The sequence below is a fragment of the Inquilinus limosus genome (genome assembly GCF_002195995.1).
GTDB classification, from domain to species: Bacteria; Pseudomonadota; Alphaproteobacteria; order DSM-16000; family Inquilinaceae; genus Inquilinus; species Inquilinus limosus_C.
In genome coordinates this window covers 1-15,153 of record NZ_NHON01000123.1, presented here as the reverse complement: position 1 = coordinate 15,153, position 15,153 = coordinate 1, and the positions used below count along the sequence as shown (strand labels likewise).

Sequence of the window (15,153 nt, the reverse complement as noted above, 5' to 3'; positions counted from 1 at the left end):
CCCCTAGCCCCCTCCCGCGAGGGGAGGGGGGACTCAAGCGCACCCAGCCCCACGGTTCTTGTTTCACCCGCCAGGTGCAGGGCGGCGGCGCGGATCAGGCCGCGGGCGATCAGGGTTTCGGCCATGGCGGCGCCGGCCTCGAGGGCGGCGTCGATCTCGACCGGAGAGAGCGGGCCGACGCCGCGGGTCACCGGGCGGTCGCCCAGGTCGCTGTCGGGCTGCAGCTCGCGGGCCGGGACGCGGGTGATCGCGGGATGGCCGGGCAGGTCGACGGCATTGGCCACCACCGTGGCGGCGGCATCGGCCTCGGCGGCGCCGGCGGCCAGGATGGTGACCGCATCGGCGATGCCGAGCGAGAAGCTGCGGCCGCGCCAGCCGCTGGTGGCGATGCCGCGGATCCCGTCGTCAGAGGTGAGCACCGTGGTGCCGAACAGGCCGGGCCGGCCTTCACTAAGTTGATCCGGCCGGTCCACGAGGCCGATGGTGAAGCGCTGCCCCGGTGACAGGTGCAGGGCGATGTCGCCGCCATTGTTGACATAGGCCCGGGCCAGCGGCGCCGCCGCGGTCATCGCCGCCAGCACCGCCTCCGCCACCGCGCCGGCCACCGCCGCCATCGGGGTGATGAAGCCGTCGGCGGCATGGGGCGCCACCGCCTCATGCATCCGCCGGGCGACCGGGCCCTGCAGCGGGGAGATGTCCGGCCGGGCCGGGGCGCGCAGCAAGGGCAGCTCGTCGCACAGCTCGTCCAAGAGGCCGGTGAAGCGCCGCGCCGCCGCCTGATAGGCCGCCCGCACCGCCTCCGCCGTCCCGCTGGCCTCGACGATCAGGTCGATCGGCCCGTCCTGCAGATGCAGGCGCCGCCCGTCGGGCAGCAGCGCGATCTGCGGCAGGCGGGCCACCGGCGGGCCTCAGCCGTGCGACCGCTTCGCGCCTTCCGGCGCGAAGGGCCAGGGATTGTCGCGATAGGGCGCCACCGGGCGCCGCGCCGCGTCGACGCCGAGGGAGGAGAGGGGGCGGACATGATCCATATGCCCCTCCAGCGCCTCATAGTCGGACAGGCGCAGGGTGAACTCGATCGGCGCCACCAGGGCCGGGGTGGGGACATAGCCGAAGGCGTTCTCCGGCACCCGGGTGACGTCGACCATGAAGGTGATGCCGCCGCCGGGCCAGACATAGACCGGGGCGCCGCCGCAGGTGACATAGGTCAGCGCCTGCTTCACCGACCGGGTCAGCCGCACCGGGTTCTCGGTGACGCCGGAGCGCAGCGAGCCGCCGGCGCCGCCCATGAACAGCACGGTGCACAAAGCCGGCTCGCAATTCTCCTCGATCCGCGCGATCGACTGCTGCAGCGCCGCCGGCAGCTCCTGCTGCACCGGCTTCAGCGCGTCGTCCAGGACGTAATAGGCGAAATGCTCGCCGGTGGTGCTGACCATCAGCATGGTCAGGCCCGGCCGCGCCGTCTTCGGGTTGAACGGCCCCAGGATCGACAGCGGGTCGGTGATGTCGGTGCCGCCCCAGCCGGTGCCGGGCTGCGCCACCTGGAAGTAGCGGCCGGGGGTGGAGCGGCGGCCCTTCATGTGGATGCCGGTGTCGGGGATGCCCAGCAGCTTGCCGGCCTGGTGCTCCGACAGCACGCCGGTGATGTGGTCGTCGACCACCACCACCTCGTCGACCTTGCCGTGCCACTGCTTGGCGAACATGCCGATGGTGGCGGACCCGCAGCCGACCCGCATCCGCTCTTCCATCCCGCCATTGACGATCGGCGGCCGGCCGGCCTGGACGATCACGGTGGCGCCGTCGTCGATGGTCAGCTCGACGGCGCGGCCGTTGCTCAGCTCGAGGAGGGTGTCGCAGGTGACGCGGCCTTCCTTCTTGCTGCCGCCGGTCAGGTGGTGCACGCCGCCGAGCGACAGCATCTGCGACCCGTACTCGCCGGTGGTGACATGGCCGACCGGCTCGCCCTGGGCCCGCACCAGGCTGCGCTCCGGCCCGAGATGCCGGTCGGTGTCGACCTTCACCTTGACGCCGCAATAGCTGAAGATGCCCTCGGTCACCACGGTGACCATGTCGACCCCGTCGACCTCCGCCGAAACGATGAAGGGGGCGGGCTTGTAGTCGGGATAGGTGGTGCCGGCGCCGATCGCGGTGACGAAGGTCTCCGGCCCGCGCACCAGCGTGCCGTCCCAGTCGCCGCCGCCGCGGTTGAACGGCACCACGCTGCCGCCCTGCTGCAGGGTGCGGTCCAGCACCACATGCGGGTCGACCCGGACCAGCGTGCCGTCATGGTTGGCGTAGCGGTCGCAGGCCCCGGCGGCGCCGGGCTTGATGTAGCACATCACCGGGCAGGCATCGCAGCGGATGCGGCCGTCCTCGGTTCTCTCGACGGGCTGGGACATGTCAGTCTCGGTTCCGGCCGGCCGACGGGATGTCCCCTGCCGGAGACGGCACGGCACCGATGCCGTGAAGCGCGCCTGTCCGGAGCTGCATCCGGGATCTCCCTGGCCTGATCCTGTTTCGAATGCCGGCCGTTTCCCGGTCGGTATTTCATTCGTATACAAATGATCTTCATCCGCGCCAGGACCCCTGTCAAGGCGGGATTGACGGCGCGCCCGTAGCCGTCAGCACCGGCTACCGGCTACGGCACGGTGTCCAGGTCGGTGCCGCGGAACTCGTCATACGTGGCGAGGATCGGGGCCTGATGGTACTTGGCGCAGGCGTAATGCAGGCAGTCGCCCAGATTCAGGCCGCGACGCCCCGCCCTGTACCGATGCGCTGCCGACAGGGCCAGCGTCGTGGCTTGCGCCGCGGGCGGCAGGTCGCGGATCTCGATGCCGCGCTCGTCGAGGAATTCAAGCACGATGGGCTCGACAGCCTCGATCGGCAGATCGAACTTGTCCGGCCGGGCGAGCGAGATGGCGGTTTCCAGCACGGCCACGGGAGATGTGAAGGGCGTCTCCGCCATCATCAGCGCATCCGAAATGCGGGCGGCTTCGGGCTCGTGCGACAGGACCGCAATGATTGCGGACGCGTCCACGAACATCAGCGCTTGTCCCACAGATCGTCGAAGGCACGTTTCGGCAGAGGCTGGCGCGCCGTGTCGTTGAGGCTCACCCCGTGCTTCCGGCGGAGACGTTCGGCCGTCTGCAACGGCGTCTCGGCCTTGCGGCGGCGCTCGATCGCTTCCTTCATCGCGATGACGATGGCCTCCGTGATGCCGACACCTTCCAGCTTGGCGAATTTCCGGGTCAGCTCGTCGGCTTCCGGATTGTTGATGTTGATCGCCATGGAGCATCTCACGCAGACGACTACATAGACATATGTAGTCGGCCTTGCCTACATCGGCAACAGTCGGATCCGCTGCTCCGCCGCGCTCTCGATTGCCGCGCGGCTGTACAGCAGCGGCACCTGATCGCCGCGGGCCCAGAGCGGGGCGAGGTCGCGGTAGTGCGGCGAGCGCGGGTCGCCGGACTGGCCGGGCGTGTTGATGCAGGTGCTGCGGTCCCAGTCGCCGACATCCATGACGATGCGGACCGAGGCGCCGTGCGTCACCCGGAAATCCTCCGGGCGATAGGCGGCGTGCATCACGGTGGAGCTGCTGCCGCCCTTCGGCAGCGGGCCGACATCGAGCGTCTCGCGACGGTCCGGCGCCACGGCGCTGGCCGGATGCTCGAAATAGCCCTGGTGCAGGTCGCCCCAGCGCCAGGCTGACGGGTCGCCGCCGAGGCGCCGGGACACGTCGCGCACGGCCTCGGCCAGGGTCTCCAGCAGCAGCGCGTCGCGGGCCGCTTCCGGATCGGCGCCGAAGCGGGCATCGGGCGTCTCCAGCGCTGCCAGGATGCCGGCGACGTCGCCCGGCGCCAGCAGCCGGCGGATCGCCGGGTCGGGCGCCAGCCGGGCGAACAGCCCCGGCTTCAGGTGCTTCGTCCACCACAGCTCGAACAGCGCCGCGGCGGCCGAGCCGGCGTCGAGCCGCGCGTCCCAGCCGCGCAGCAGGCTTTGCCCGCGCGCGGCGTCGGCGTCCCGTGCCTCCAGCGGCGCCAGCAGGCGCTGCATCCGCCGAGCCGGCACCGACGCAGTGTCGGCCTGCAGCGCCCGGGAGTCGCCAAGGGTATGGCGGTCCTGCCCGGCCAGCACCTCGCGGATGCGCACGGCGCGGCTGGCCTCCAGCCATTCGAAGCCGACCGGCCGGTCGTCATGCGGCCAATCCGGCGGCAGGTTCAGCTCATTGGCGGTGGCGACGAAGCCCTCCGGCGGGTCGGCGCGCAGCGGCATCAGCGCCGGGTCCATCATGCCGTCCCATTCATGGCTGCCGTCGCCCGGCACCGGCGCCAGCCCGTGCCAGTTCGGCCGCCGCGGCACATGGCCGGCCGGCAGCCAGGCGATGGTGCCGGACGTGTCGGCATAGACCTGGTTCACCGAGGGCGTGCCCCAGCGCCGCATCGCCGCCCGGAACTCGTCCAGGCTGCGGCTGCGCATGCCGGACAGGCTGGCGAGATAGGCGGCCGAGCCCGGCTCGAACCACACCGAGCGGATCGCCACGGCGCTGCGCCGCACCGGATCTGCATGCACCACCGGCCCGTGCCGGGTGAAGCGCAGGGTGCGGGCCTGCTCCGGCGCGCCCTTGACCGCGAAGCGCTCCTCGACCAGCCGCATCCGCTCCCAGCCCTCGCCGTAGCGATAGGAATCGGGATCGTCCGGCCGGGTCTCGTAGAGATACACGTCCTCCTGGTCGGCGCCGAAGATGGTCAGGCTGAAGGCGGCGGTACCGTTATGGCCCATCATGATGCCCGGCACGCTCGGCTCCCCGGCGCCGATCGCGTCGAAGCCCGGCGCGGTCAGGTGCACCAGGTAACGCAGCGACGGCACGGCATGGGTGCGGTGCGGGTCGGTGGCCAGGATCGGGCGGCCGGTCTCGGTGCGGCTGCCATGCACCGCCCAGTTGTTCGACCCCTCGAACTCCTGCGCCCGCAGCACCTCGCCGAGATCGGTGGCCACCCGCCACAGCGGCGCCTCCGCCAGCGTCGCGGCCAGGCGGTCCGGCGGGAAGGTCACCGGCGCCATGGCCAAGCGGAACATCTGCAGCGCGTCCGGCGGCACCGCGGCGGGGTCGAAGCCCGGCACCGGCCCGACCTCGACCGGCGGCTCGACCATCTTGCGCAGCCGGTCGATGGCGGCGTCGGCCCCCGCCAGCACATGGGCGCGCGCCAGCTCCGACAGGGCGTTGCGGGTCAGGCCGTGGCTGCGGATGCGGACGACATCCTCCGCCTGCCAGCGCGCCGGCCGGGTGCCGAACAGCCGGAACTCCTCCGGCAGCCGCTCCGGCTCGCGCTCCGTCAGGGCGACATAGGCGTTGATGCCGGCGGCGAAGCGGGTGCAGATCGCCTGCGCATCCTCGGCATAGGCGGCCCATTCCGCCGCCATGTCGCCGCGATAGAGGAAGTGGCGGCTGGCGATGTCCTGCGCCAGGTAGCCGGGGCCGAAATCGGCCGCCAGCAGGCCCAGGCCGCGCTTGCGCCACAGGTCGATCTGCCACAAGCGGTCGCGGGCGGCGTTGAAGCCCTGCAGGAAGAACAGGTCGTCCTGGCTGGCCGCGGTCAGGTGGGAAATGCCCCAGCGGTCGACCAGGATCTCGGCCGGGGCGGCCAGGCCCGGAACGGCAAGGGTGTCGGTCATGTCGTTCCGGGCTCCTCTATGGTCTCTTCTTCTTGGGCCGCGCGGTTATTCAGCGGCTTGCAGCAGCTTGCGGCCGGGCCAGGTCCTGGCGCCGGCGCGGGCATATTGCGGCGGCAGGGTCAACTCGGCGCCCAGCGCCTCGGCGGCATGCCAGCCCCAGCGCGGATCGTCCAGCACGGCGCGGGCCAGCGCCACCTGGTCGGCATCGCCGCGGGTGATGATGCCCTCGGCCTGGTGCGGGTCGACGATCATGCCGACGGCGCGGGTGGTCAGGCCGCTCTTCTCCCGGATCTCGCGGGCCAGCGGCACCTGGTAGCCGGGGCCGACCGGGATGCGGGCATGGGCGGCATTGCCGCCGGAGCTGGCGCAGATGAAGGTGTAGCCCAGGGCCTTCAGCTCGGTGGCCAGCACCGCGGCCTCCCCGACCTCGAAGCCGCCCTCGACCCATTCCGAGGCGCTGACGCGGATGCCCAGCGCGATGCCGGCCGGCACCACCTCGCGCACCGCCGCCGCCACCGCCAGCGGGAAGGCGCGCCGCCGCTCGGCGTCGCCGCCCCAGCGGTCGTCGCGCCGGTTCGACAGCGGCGACAGGAAGCTGTGGAACAGATAGCCGTGGGCCATGTGCAGCTCGATGGCATCGAAGCCCAGCCGCACCGCGCGCCGGGCCGCGGCGACGAAGGCGGCTTTCACCCGCTCCAGCCCGGTCTCGTCCAGCGCCTCCGGCGTGTGCCAGTTGGCGTCGAAGGGCACGGCGGAGGGGCCGACGGTCGGCCAGGGATCCTGGTCGGGGCTGAGGGGGCGGCCGCCTTCCCAGGGGCGCTGGGTCGACGCCTTGCGACCGGCATGGGCCAGCTGGACGCCGAAGCGGGTGCCGGGCAGGGCCACGGCGCGGGCCGCGGCCAAAGCGCGGGCGATCGACCGCTCATTGGCGTCGGAATAGAGGCCGAGGCAGCCATGGGTGATACGGCCCCGGCGCTCGACGCCGGTCGCCTCCACCACCACCAGCGCGGCGCCGGACATGGCGAGGGTCATCCAATGCTGGATGTGCCAGTCGCTGGCGCAGCCGTCATCGGCGGAATACTGGCACATCGGCGCGATCACGAGCCGGTTGGGCAGCGTGATCGGGCCGAGGGCGAGCGGGGAGAAGAGAGCGGATGCGGTCATGGCGATCGCTCGATCGGTGACGGGAAGGGATGGATGGTCGGCGGTGTCGGAGGGGATGTTATGTCAGATCTTTCGCTCGGCACCAGCCATCGGCGCAGGGCAGGGCTGAGGGGATCGCGATGCGGCCCCTGCTTACTTGCACGTCATGGCGAGGAGGCGAAGCCGACGTGGCCATCCAGAAGCCGCTCGCATTGGCCTCTGGATGGCCACGCCCCTTCGGGGTTCGCCATGACGGGTGAGGACGTCGGCAGCCGGTATCAATTGGCGCGGGCCCGTTGCGCGGGCGCCGCCGCCGGGCCGAAGGCGCGCAGGAAGGTGCGCACGGCGTTCATGACCCCGGCATCGACCTCCGCCTCCGCCGGCTTGGTGCCCAGCATATAGGGGATGTGGAAATCGGCATGGATCAGGGCCAGGAACTGGCGGGCCGCCAGGTCCGGATCCTCGATCCGCAGGTATCCGGCATGGGCCAGCCGGGCGAAGCGGGCGGCGATCGCGGCCCAGGCCGTGCCGGGGCCGTGCTCGCGCCACGCCGCGAACAGCCCGGGATAGCGCTCGCCCTCGGTCTGGATCAGCTTGCGCAGCGCGCCGCCGTCGCGGTTGTACAGGCAGTTGCGCACCAGCCGGCCGGCGAAGGCCGCCATCTCCGCCTCCAGGTCGCGGGGGCGGTCGGGGAAGGTGGTCAGGGTCTGGAACAGCCCGGCGTTGCAGCGCTCGGTCATCTCCCGCACCACGGCGATGAACAGCGCCTCCTTGTCGCCATGGTGGTTGTAGATGGTCTGGCGCGACACCCCGGCCTCGGCCGCGATCAGGTCGATGCTGGCGCCGGCGAACCCGTCCCGGCAGAACACCGCCGTGGCCGCGTCCAGCACCGAGGCATGCTTGGCGACCTGGCCGCGCCGGGGCGGCACCGGCCGCCCGATCTGCTGCAATTCCCGCATCGCCCCACCCTAAGGGGGCTTGACGATTTGGACAAGTCTGTCCAAAGTTTTGGACAGAGAGTCGCGGCGATCGCCCGCAGAGGCGGTGCGCGTCCTGCTCTCCTCCTCCGTCCGGACCATTTCCGTCCGCCGGCCTCCGAACCCGGAAGTCCGCTCATGTCCTCGTCGCTGCTTCGCTACGCGATCGTGCTCGGCCTGCTCACCGCCATCGGGCCCTTCGCCATCGACATGTACCTGCCGGCGCTGCCGGAGATCGGCCGCAGCCTGGGGGCGGGGACCGAGGCGGTGCAGGCCAGCCTGATGGCCTTCTTCGTCTCGCTCGGCGTCGGCCAGCTGGTGTTCGGCCCACTCTCCGACATGTTCGGGCGCAAGCTGCCGCTGTATCTCGGCCTCGCCGTCTTCGTCGCCGCCAGCATCGGCTGCGCCTTCGCGCCGGATATCGAGACGCTGGTCGCCTTCCGCTTCGTCCAGGGCCTCGGCGCCTGCGCCGGCATGGTGATCCCGCGCGCCGTGGTCCGCGACCTGCACACCGGCACCGAGGCGGCGCGGCTGATGTCGCTCCTGATGCTGGTGTTCAGCGTCTCGCCGATCCTGGCGCCGCTGGGCGGCAGCTTCGTGATCGAGGCGGCGGGCTGGCGCGGCGTGTTCTGGGTGGTGACGGTGCTGGCCTTGCTCGGCATCGCCATGCTGACGCTGTTCCTGACCGAGACGCGGCCGCGGCAGCACCGGGTGGACAGCAGCATCCTCGGCGCGCTCAGGGCCTACCGGTCGCTGCTGACCGACTGGCACTTCCTGGGGCTGACCTTCATCGGCGCCTTCGGCATCGCCAGCTTCTTCGCCTATCTCGCCAACTCCTCCTTCATCCTGATCGAGCATTACGGCCTGTCGCCGCGACTCTACAGCGTGTTCTTCTCGATCAACGCCGTGTCCTTCATCGGCGTGTCGCAATGCACCGGCTGGCTGGCCGGCCGCTTCGGCCTCGGCCGGATCGTGCGGATCGCCGTCACCGGCTATGCCGCCGCTATGGTGGTGCTGCTGGCCGTGACCGCGGCCGGGGTCGACCAGCTGGCGGTGCTGGCCGCCCTGCTGTTCGTCGGCTACGGCTTCCTCGGCCTCGTCATCCCGACCACCTCGGTGCTGGCGCTGGACAATCACGGCGCCGTCGCCGGCACCGCCTCGGCCCTGATGGGCACGCTGCAATTCGTCACCGGCGCGGTGGTGATCGCGGTGATCGGCCCGTTCTTCGACGGGACCTCGCTGCCGATGGTGGCGGGCATCACCGGCTGCGCCGTCATCGCCTTTGCCCTGGCCCAGGCGACCCTGGGCCGCGAGCGTCCGGCCGAGGTCCCGGCGCAGTAAGGACGGGCCTCTCACAGCGCAACCTTATCCGCCATGGCGAGGCGCGGAGCGCCGTGGCCATCCAGGGGCCAGTGCGAACCGGCCCCTGGATGGCCACGCCCCTTCGGGGCTCGCCATGACGGGTTAAGAGTTCGGGCTGGTGGCGCTCAGGCGTTCACGCCGCCGTCCACGGCGATGGACGCTCCGGTCACCCAGCGCCCTCCCTCGCCGGCCAGATGCGCGGCCATGGCGGCGATGTCCGACGCCTCGCCGTAATGGCCCAGCGCGATGTGCTGGCGCTGGCCGTCCGCATGCGGCCCGTCCGCCGGGTTCATGTCGGTGTCGGTCGGGCCGGGGTGGATGATGTTGGCGGTGATGCCGCGCGGGCCGAGATCCCGCGCCAGGCCGCGGGTCAGCCCCGTCAGCGCCGCCTTGGTCATGATGTACAGCGTCATGTTCGCCGCGCCGGCATAGTCGGCCAGGCACGACCCGATCGAGATGATGCGTCCGCCCTGGCCGCCCCGGCCCATGTGCCGGGCCGCCGCCTGCGCCGCCAGGAAGCTGGAGCGGACATGGATCGCCAGGACGCGGTCCAGCTCGTCCTCGCCGACCTCCTCGAACGGGCCGTAGGGGAAGACCCCGGCATTGTTGACCAGGATGTCGATCCGGCCGAGCTCCGCCACGGTGCGCTCCACCGCCGCCTGCACCGCGCGGCCGTCGGTGCCGTCGGCGGCGATCGCCAGGCCGCGCCGGCCCGCCGCCTCGACCCGCCCGACCACCGCATTCGCCTTGTCGGGCGAGGCGGCATAGGTCACCGCGACATCGGCGCCGTCCCGCGCCAGCCGCTCCGCGATCGCGGCGCCGATGCCGCGGCTGCCGCCGGTGACCAGCGCGATCTTTCCAGACAGTCCGGACATGGGTCTCTCCATTTATGTGTTGATCGATACATAAGTCCGTATCCAACTTGCCGACGCCTGTCCAGCAGTTTATGTATTGGTTGACACAGAAAGGATCCGCGATGGCCGAACGGGGCCGTCCCCGCAGCTTCGACCGGGCCGCCGCGCTGCGCCGGGCGATGGAGGTGTTCTGGGCGCGCGGCTATGACGGCGCGTCGATGACCGACCTCACCGCCGCCATGGGCATCAACTCGCCCAGCCTCTACGCCGCCTTCGGCTGCAAGGAGGCGCTGTTCCGCGAGGCGCTGGAGCTCTACGAATCGGGCGCGGGCGGCTCGGCCTCCCGCTCGCTGCAGGACGCGCCGACGGCGCAGGCGGGGGTCGAGGCGATGCTGCGCGAGAACGCCGTCGCCTACACCGCGCCGGGCCAGCCGCCCGGCTGCATGATCGTGCTGGCCTCCGCCGTCGGCATCCCGGCCAGCCCGGAGGTGCGCGACTATCTGCAGGCGGCCGGGCGGCGATCGGTGGCGCAGATCAAGGCGCGGCTGGACCGCGGCGTGGCGGAGGGGGACGTGCCGCAAGGCGCCGACACCCAGGCCATCGCCGCCTATTTCGCCACCGTGCTGAACGGCTTGACCATCCAGGCCCGCAATGGCGGCAGCTGCCGGGAGCTGCAGGCCGTGATCGACAGCGCCATGATCGGCTGGGAGGCGCTGACGGCGCCGCGCAGCGCCGCCTGACGACGGCTCCTGAACCCTCTGGACCTACTCGGTTTCGTCACCGATCCGCGATTGACAGCACGTCGACGATATGTCGACAATTTGTCGTCAAATAAACTCCGGACAGGGTGGCATGGTGCGAGACGGAACGACGGGGGGCGCCCCCGCCGGCAATGGGCGCAAGCCGCGCGGCGTCGGCGCCATCGTGTCCTCGGCCCATCTCGCCGCCGGCGCCTCGCCGGCCCTGTCCGAGCTCGAATTCGGCCTGATCCTCGCCTCCCACGCCTTCTCCCGCTGGATGGTCCGCTGCATGGCGGCGGCCGGCGTGCCCGGCCTGTCGGCGATGGAGGTGCTGATCCTGCATTCGGTGCGGCACCGCGACCGGGCCAAGACCCTGGCCGATCTCTGCCTCGTCCTCGACATCCAGGACACCCATGTCGCCACCTATGCGCTCCGCAAGCTGGCGGCCGCCGGCCTGGTCGCCACCGGCCGGGCGGGCAAGGAGAAGCTGATCCGCATCACCGATGCCGGCCGCGCCGCCTGCGACCGCTATGCCGAGATCCGCGAGCGGCTGCTGGTCCGCGCCACCACCTCGACCGGCCCGGCGGAGGAGGCGCTGTCGCAGATCGGCGCCCAGCTGCGCGCCCTCTCGGGCTATTACGAGCAGGCCGCCCGCGCGGCGACGACGCTGTGAGCGCCGCGACCCTCGACGCGCCGCGCGCCGGCACGGCCGCCGACGGCGCCCTGCTGTCGGTGCGCGACCTTTCGGTCGGCTTCGACACGCCGGCAGGCCCCTTCGCCGCGGTGCAGTCGCTCGGCTTCGACCTGACGCCGGGCCGGACGCTGGCCATCGTCGGCGAATCCGGCTCCGGCAAATCGGTCACGGCGCTGTCGGTGATGCGGCTGCTGCGGCATGTCGGCGGCGCCATCACCGGCGGGTCGATCCGGTTCCGGCCGGAGGAGGGGGCGCCGATCGACCTGGTGCAGGCGCCGGAGGACCGGCTGCGCGGGATCCGCGGCAACGACATCGCGATGATCTTCCAGGAGCCGATGACGTCGCTGAACCCGGTCTTCACCATCGGCAACCAGATCGTCGAGGCGCTGGTCCTGCACCAGAGGCTGGGCCTGCGCGAGGCGCGGCGGGAGGCGGAGGCGCTGCTGCGCCGGGTGCGGCTGCCGGATGCCGGGACGATGCTGGACCGCTACCCGCACCAGCTGTCGGGCGGCATGCGCCAGCGGGTGATGATCGCCATGGCGCTGTGCTGCCGGCCGCGCCTGCTGATCGCCGACGAGCCCACGACCGCGCTGGACGTCACCATCCAGGCCCAGATCCTGACCCTGATCCGCGAGCTGCAGCGCGACCTCGGCATGGCCGTGCTGTTCATCACCCACGACATGGGCGTGGTGGCGGAGATGGCGGATGAGGTGCTGGTGATGTGGCGCGGCCGCAAGGTCGAGCAGGCGCCGGTGCGCGATATCTTCCGGGCGCCGCAGCACCCCTACACCCGCGCGCTGCTGTCGGCCGTGCCGCGGCTGGGCAGCCTGGCCGGGGAGGACCTGCCGAAGCGCACGCCACTGATCGTGCTGGACGGCGACACGCCGCGCAGCGTCGGCGAGACCGGGGTGCAGGACACGGCCGATACGTCGGCGCCGCTGCTGTCGGTCGACCGGCTGTCGACCTGGTTCGACCTGAGGAAGGACCTGTTCGGCCGGCCCACCCATCGCTGCCACGCGGTGCATCACGTCAGCTTCGACCTCTATCCCGGGGAGACGCTGGCGCTGGTCGGGGAATCGGGCAGCGGCAAGTCGACCATCGGCAAGACCCTGCAGCAGCTGGTGAAGCCGACCTCGGGCACGATCCGCTTCGACGGGCAGGACGTGCTGGCCATGGGGGCGGCGGAGCGGCGGCGGCTGCGCCAGAAGATCCAGTACGTGTTCCAGGATCCCTTCGCCGCGCTGGACCCGCGCAAGAAGGTGGGCTTCTCGATCGCCGAGCCGATCGTCACCCATGGGCTGGCCGACGGCCGCGCGGCGGTGACAAGGCGGGTGCATGAGCTGATGGAGCGGGTGGGCCTGCCGGCGGCCCGGGCCGGCCGCTACCCGCATGAGTTCTCCGGCGGCCAGCGCCAGCGCATCTGCATCGCCCGCGCCCTGGCCAGCGACCCGAAGCTGATCATCGCCGACGAATCCGTCTCCGCCCTCGACGTCTCGATCCAGGCCCAGATCGTCGACCTCTTGATGGAGCTGCAGGCGCGGCAGCGGCTGTCCTATCTGTTCATCACCCATGACATGGCGGTGGTGGAGAAGATCAGCCACCGGGTCGCGGTGCTGTATCTCGGCCAGATCGTCGAGATCGGGCCGCGCCGGGCGGTGTTCGAGACGCCGCGGCATCCCTACACGAAGCGGCTGCTGGCGGCGGTGCCGGTGGCCGACCCGGAGCGTGCCGGCGGGCGCCCGGCGCTGGAGGGCGAGATCCCCAGCTCGACCCGCGCGGTCGGCGACGAACCGCCGGTCCTGCGGCTGCGGCCGGTCGGACCGGACCATTTCGCGGCGGTCGAAGCTTGAGCCGCGACCACAACAAGCAGACAGGGAAGGCGATGATGTTGAGAAACGATCCGAGAGCTACGTCTATCAAAACGAGCGCCTTTTCTATTTTGTCATTGCCGGGCTTGACCCGGCAATCCAGAAGGTCTCGACAGTCTCTGGATGCCCGGGTCAAGCCCGGGCATGACAATTTAAAATGTGAATCTGCCATTCTTAGTCGACTCACAGGAACCATCGGCAGGCACGCTCTCGGACTGGCCCTGGCGGCGGCGCTGCTGCCGGCCGCGGCGTCGCAGGCCCAGGCGGCGGGGACGTTGACCGTGGCGCTGCGGCAGGACCCCGGCAGCTGGGACCCGATCGACACCTTCCTCGTCGCCTGGGGCTCGGTCGGCAGCCAGATCTTTGACGGGCTGGTGATGCGCGGGCCCGACCTCAAGCTGGTGCCCGGCCTGGCGACGAGCTGGGAGTTCCTGGACGACGCCAACCGCATCCGCTTCCATCTGCGCCAGGGCGTGACCTTCCAGAACGGCGAGGGCTTCGACGCCGCCGCGGTGAAGTTCACCTTCGACCGGCTGCTCGGCGCCGAGGGCGCCAAGGGGCCGCAGCAGTCGAACTACAACTCGATCGACCATGTCGTGATGGTCGACGACCATACGGTCGACTTCGTGATGAAGCGGCCGGACCCGGTGCTGCTGACCAAGCTGGCCGGCTACGGCGCCATGATCGTGCCGCCGAAATACCTCGCCGAGAAGGGCGACGACGCCTTCAACAGCGCGCCGATCGGCACCGGCCCGTTCAAGGTCGTGGCCTATGAGCCGAAGGTCAGCCTGACGCTGGAGGCCAACCCGAATTACTGGGGCGGGGCGCCGAAGATCGACAAGCTGGTCTACCGCTTCATCGCCGAATCCTCGACCCGGGTGGCCGAGCTGCAGGCCGGCCGCGTCGACGTCGCGACCCAGGTCGAGGTCGCCCAGGTGCCGGTGATCTCGCAGGACCCGAAGCTGCAGATCGTCAGCGTGCCGGGCCCGACCGTCTATGCCATGCGCTTCAACACCAAGGACCCGCTGACGGCGAAGGAGGAGGTGCGCAAGGCGATCATCATGGCGGTCGACCGCGACACCATCGTCAAGACCGTGCTGGCCGGCCAGGCCGAGCCGATCGTCAGCTTCCAGAGCCGGCTGTCCTTCGGCTATCCGCCGGACCTCAAGCCGCTGCCCTTCGACCCGGCCGGCGCCAAGGCGCTCTTGGCCCAGGCCGGGGTGAAGCCGGGCACGCCGCTGCAGCTCGACTTCCGCGGCGACAACGCCACCCTGCGCGAGGTGCTGCAGGCGGTGGCTGGCTACCTGCAGATGGTCGGCTTCAAGGCGACGCTGAAGCCCTATGAGAGCAATGTCTTCCTCAACGATATCGTGCCGAACGGCAAGACCGGGCCGCTGTTCCAGGAAGGCTGGGGCGGCTGGACCTTCGACTACGACAACACCGCCTATCTGATGTACCACACCGGCGAGAAGTGGAACCCCTACGACAGCATCCCCGAGCTGGACGCGATGCTGGAGGCGCAGCGCAAGACCTACGACCCGGCGGAGCGCGAGAAGACGCTGCAGGCGGTCGCCGGCTATGTCGCCGACAAGGCGATGGAGCTGCCACTGTACAACTCGAACACCATCTACGGCGTCAGCAAGCGGGTGCAGAACGCCAACCTGCCCTCCGACGAGCGGATGCGCTTCGTCGACGCGACGGTGGAGTGATGGTGCCGTCGGGTCGCAACTTCTTAGTCCCCCCTCCCCTTGCGGGAGGGGGGCAGGGGGAGGGGGTTCGTGCCGCAAGAGCCGCGGTCGCTCTTCCGTTCTCTTCGATCGACAACCCCCTCCCCCTAACCCC

13 protein-coding genes are annotated in these 15,153 nt (G+C 70.9%); 5 read left to right on the top strand and 8 right to left on the bottom strand.

Annotated elements, in window-relative coordinates:
- From BWR60_RS32700 to BWR60_RS32670, 7 genes are all read right to left on the bottom strand, one after another.
- A partial coding sequence (locus BWR60_RS32700) for a UPF0280 family protein (RefSeq protein ID WP_088156941.1) occupies nucleotides 1-899 on the bottom strand: 899 nt, incomplete at its 3' end.
- 9 nt (nucleotides 900-908) lie between these two features.
- Nucleotides 909-2,396: a 6-hydroxynicotinate reductase gene (locus BWR60_RS32695; RefSeq protein WP_088156939.1), complete on the bottom strand. Its 1,488-nt coding sequence runs from the start codon at nucleotides 2,394-2,396 to the stop codon at nucleotides 909-911.
- Nucleotides 2,397-2,635: 239 nt separating this feature from the next.
- Entirely contained in the window at nucleotides 2,636-3,040 is a 405-nt protein-coding gene (locus BWR60_RS32690; protein WP_088156937.1) for a type II toxin-antitoxin system VapC family toxin, read from the bottom strand.
- On the bottom strand, nucleotides 3,040-3,285 hold the full coding sequence (locus BWR60_RS32685; RefSeq protein WP_088156935.1) for a type II toxin-antitoxin system VapB family antitoxin: 246 nt from the start codon (nucleotides 3,283-3,285) through the stop codon (nucleotides 3,040-3,042). Before BWR60_RS32685 ends, BWR60_RS32690 begins: the two co-directional genes overlap by 1 nt.
- A 48-nt stretch (nucleotides 3,286-3,333) precedes the next feature.
- Complete coding sequence (locus BWR60_RS32680; protein WP_088156933.1) at nucleotides 3,334-5,673, bottom strand: penicillin acylase family protein; 2,340 nt, start codon at nucleotides 5,671-5,673, stop codon at nucleotides 3,334-3,336.
- A 45-nt stretch (nucleotides 5,674-5,718) separates the two neighbouring features.
- A complete protein-coding gene (locus BWR60_RS32675) occupies nucleotides 5,719-6,837 on the bottom strand; it encodes an oxidoreductase (RefSeq protein ID WP_088156931.1) in 1,119 nt (372 codons plus the stop codon).
- Nucleotides 6,838-7,094: 257 nt separating this feature from the next.
- Nucleotides 7,095-7,775: a TetR/AcrR family transcriptional regulator gene (locus BWR60_RS32670; RefSeq protein WP_088156929.1), complete on the bottom strand. Its 681-nt coding sequence runs from the start codon at nucleotides 7,773-7,775 to the stop codon at nucleotides 7,095-7,097.
- A 156-nt stretch (nucleotides 7,776-7,931) separates the two neighbouring features.
- Here BWR60_RS32670 and BWR60_RS32665 point away from each other — a divergent pair, with 156 nt between their 5' ends.
- Nucleotides 7,932-9,134, top strand: a complete 1,203-nt coding sequence (locus tag BWR60_RS32665; protein WP_088156927.1) for a multidrug effflux MFS transporter — start codon at nucleotides 7,932-7,934, stop codon at nucleotides 9,132-9,134.
- Between the two features lie 146 nt (nucleotides 9,135-9,280).
- On the opposite strand, the gene BWR60_RS32660 is transcribed toward BWR60_RS32665, so the two are convergent.
- Nucleotides 9,281-10,030 (bottom strand): SDR family NAD(P)-dependent oxidoreductase, encoded by a 750-nt coding sequence (locus tag BWR60_RS32660; protein WP_088156925.1) that lies wholly within the window; start codon nucleotides 10,028-10,030, stop codon nucleotides 9,281-9,283.
- A gap of 101 nt (nucleotides 10,031-10,131) precedes the next feature.
- Between BWR60_RS32660 and BWR60_RS32655 the strand changes: the two genes are divergently transcribed.
- The 4 genes from BWR60_RS32655 to BWR60_RS32640 all read left to right on the top strand — a co-directional run bounded on the left by BWR60_RS32655 (nucleotide 10,132) and on the right by BWR60_RS32640 (nucleotide 15,020).
- Complete coding sequence (locus BWR60_RS32655) at nucleotides 10,132-10,749, top strand: TetR/AcrR family transcriptional regulator (protein ID WP_088156923.1); 618 nt, start codon at nucleotides 10,132-10,134, stop codon at nucleotides 10,747-10,749.
- A 112-nt stretch (nucleotides 10,750-10,861) separates the two neighbouring features.
- Nucleotides 10,862-11,422: a winged helix DNA-binding protein gene (locus BWR60_RS32650; RefSeq protein WP_088156921.1), complete on the top strand. Its 561-nt coding sequence runs from the start codon at nucleotides 10,862-10,864 to the stop codon at nucleotides 11,420-11,422.
- Nucleotides 11,419-13,293 carry an ABC transporter ATP-binding protein gene (locus tag BWR60_RS32645; RefSeq protein WP_218823785.1) on the top strand — a complete coding sequence of 625 codons (1,875 nt, stop codon included), beginning with the start codon at nucleotides 11,419-11,421 and terminating at the stop codon, nucleotides 13,291-13,293. The genes BWR60_RS32650 and BWR60_RS32645 overlap by 4 nt, the downstream gene beginning before the upstream one ends.
- Nucleotides 13,294-13,592: 299 nt before the next feature.
- On the top strand, nucleotides 13,593-15,020 hold the full coding sequence (locus tag BWR60_RS32640) for an ABC transporter substrate-binding protein (protein WP_230983256.1): 1,428 nt from the start codon (nucleotides 13,593-13,595) through the stop codon (nucleotides 15,018-15,020).
- Nucleotides 15,021-15,153 lie beyond the last annotated feature (133 nt).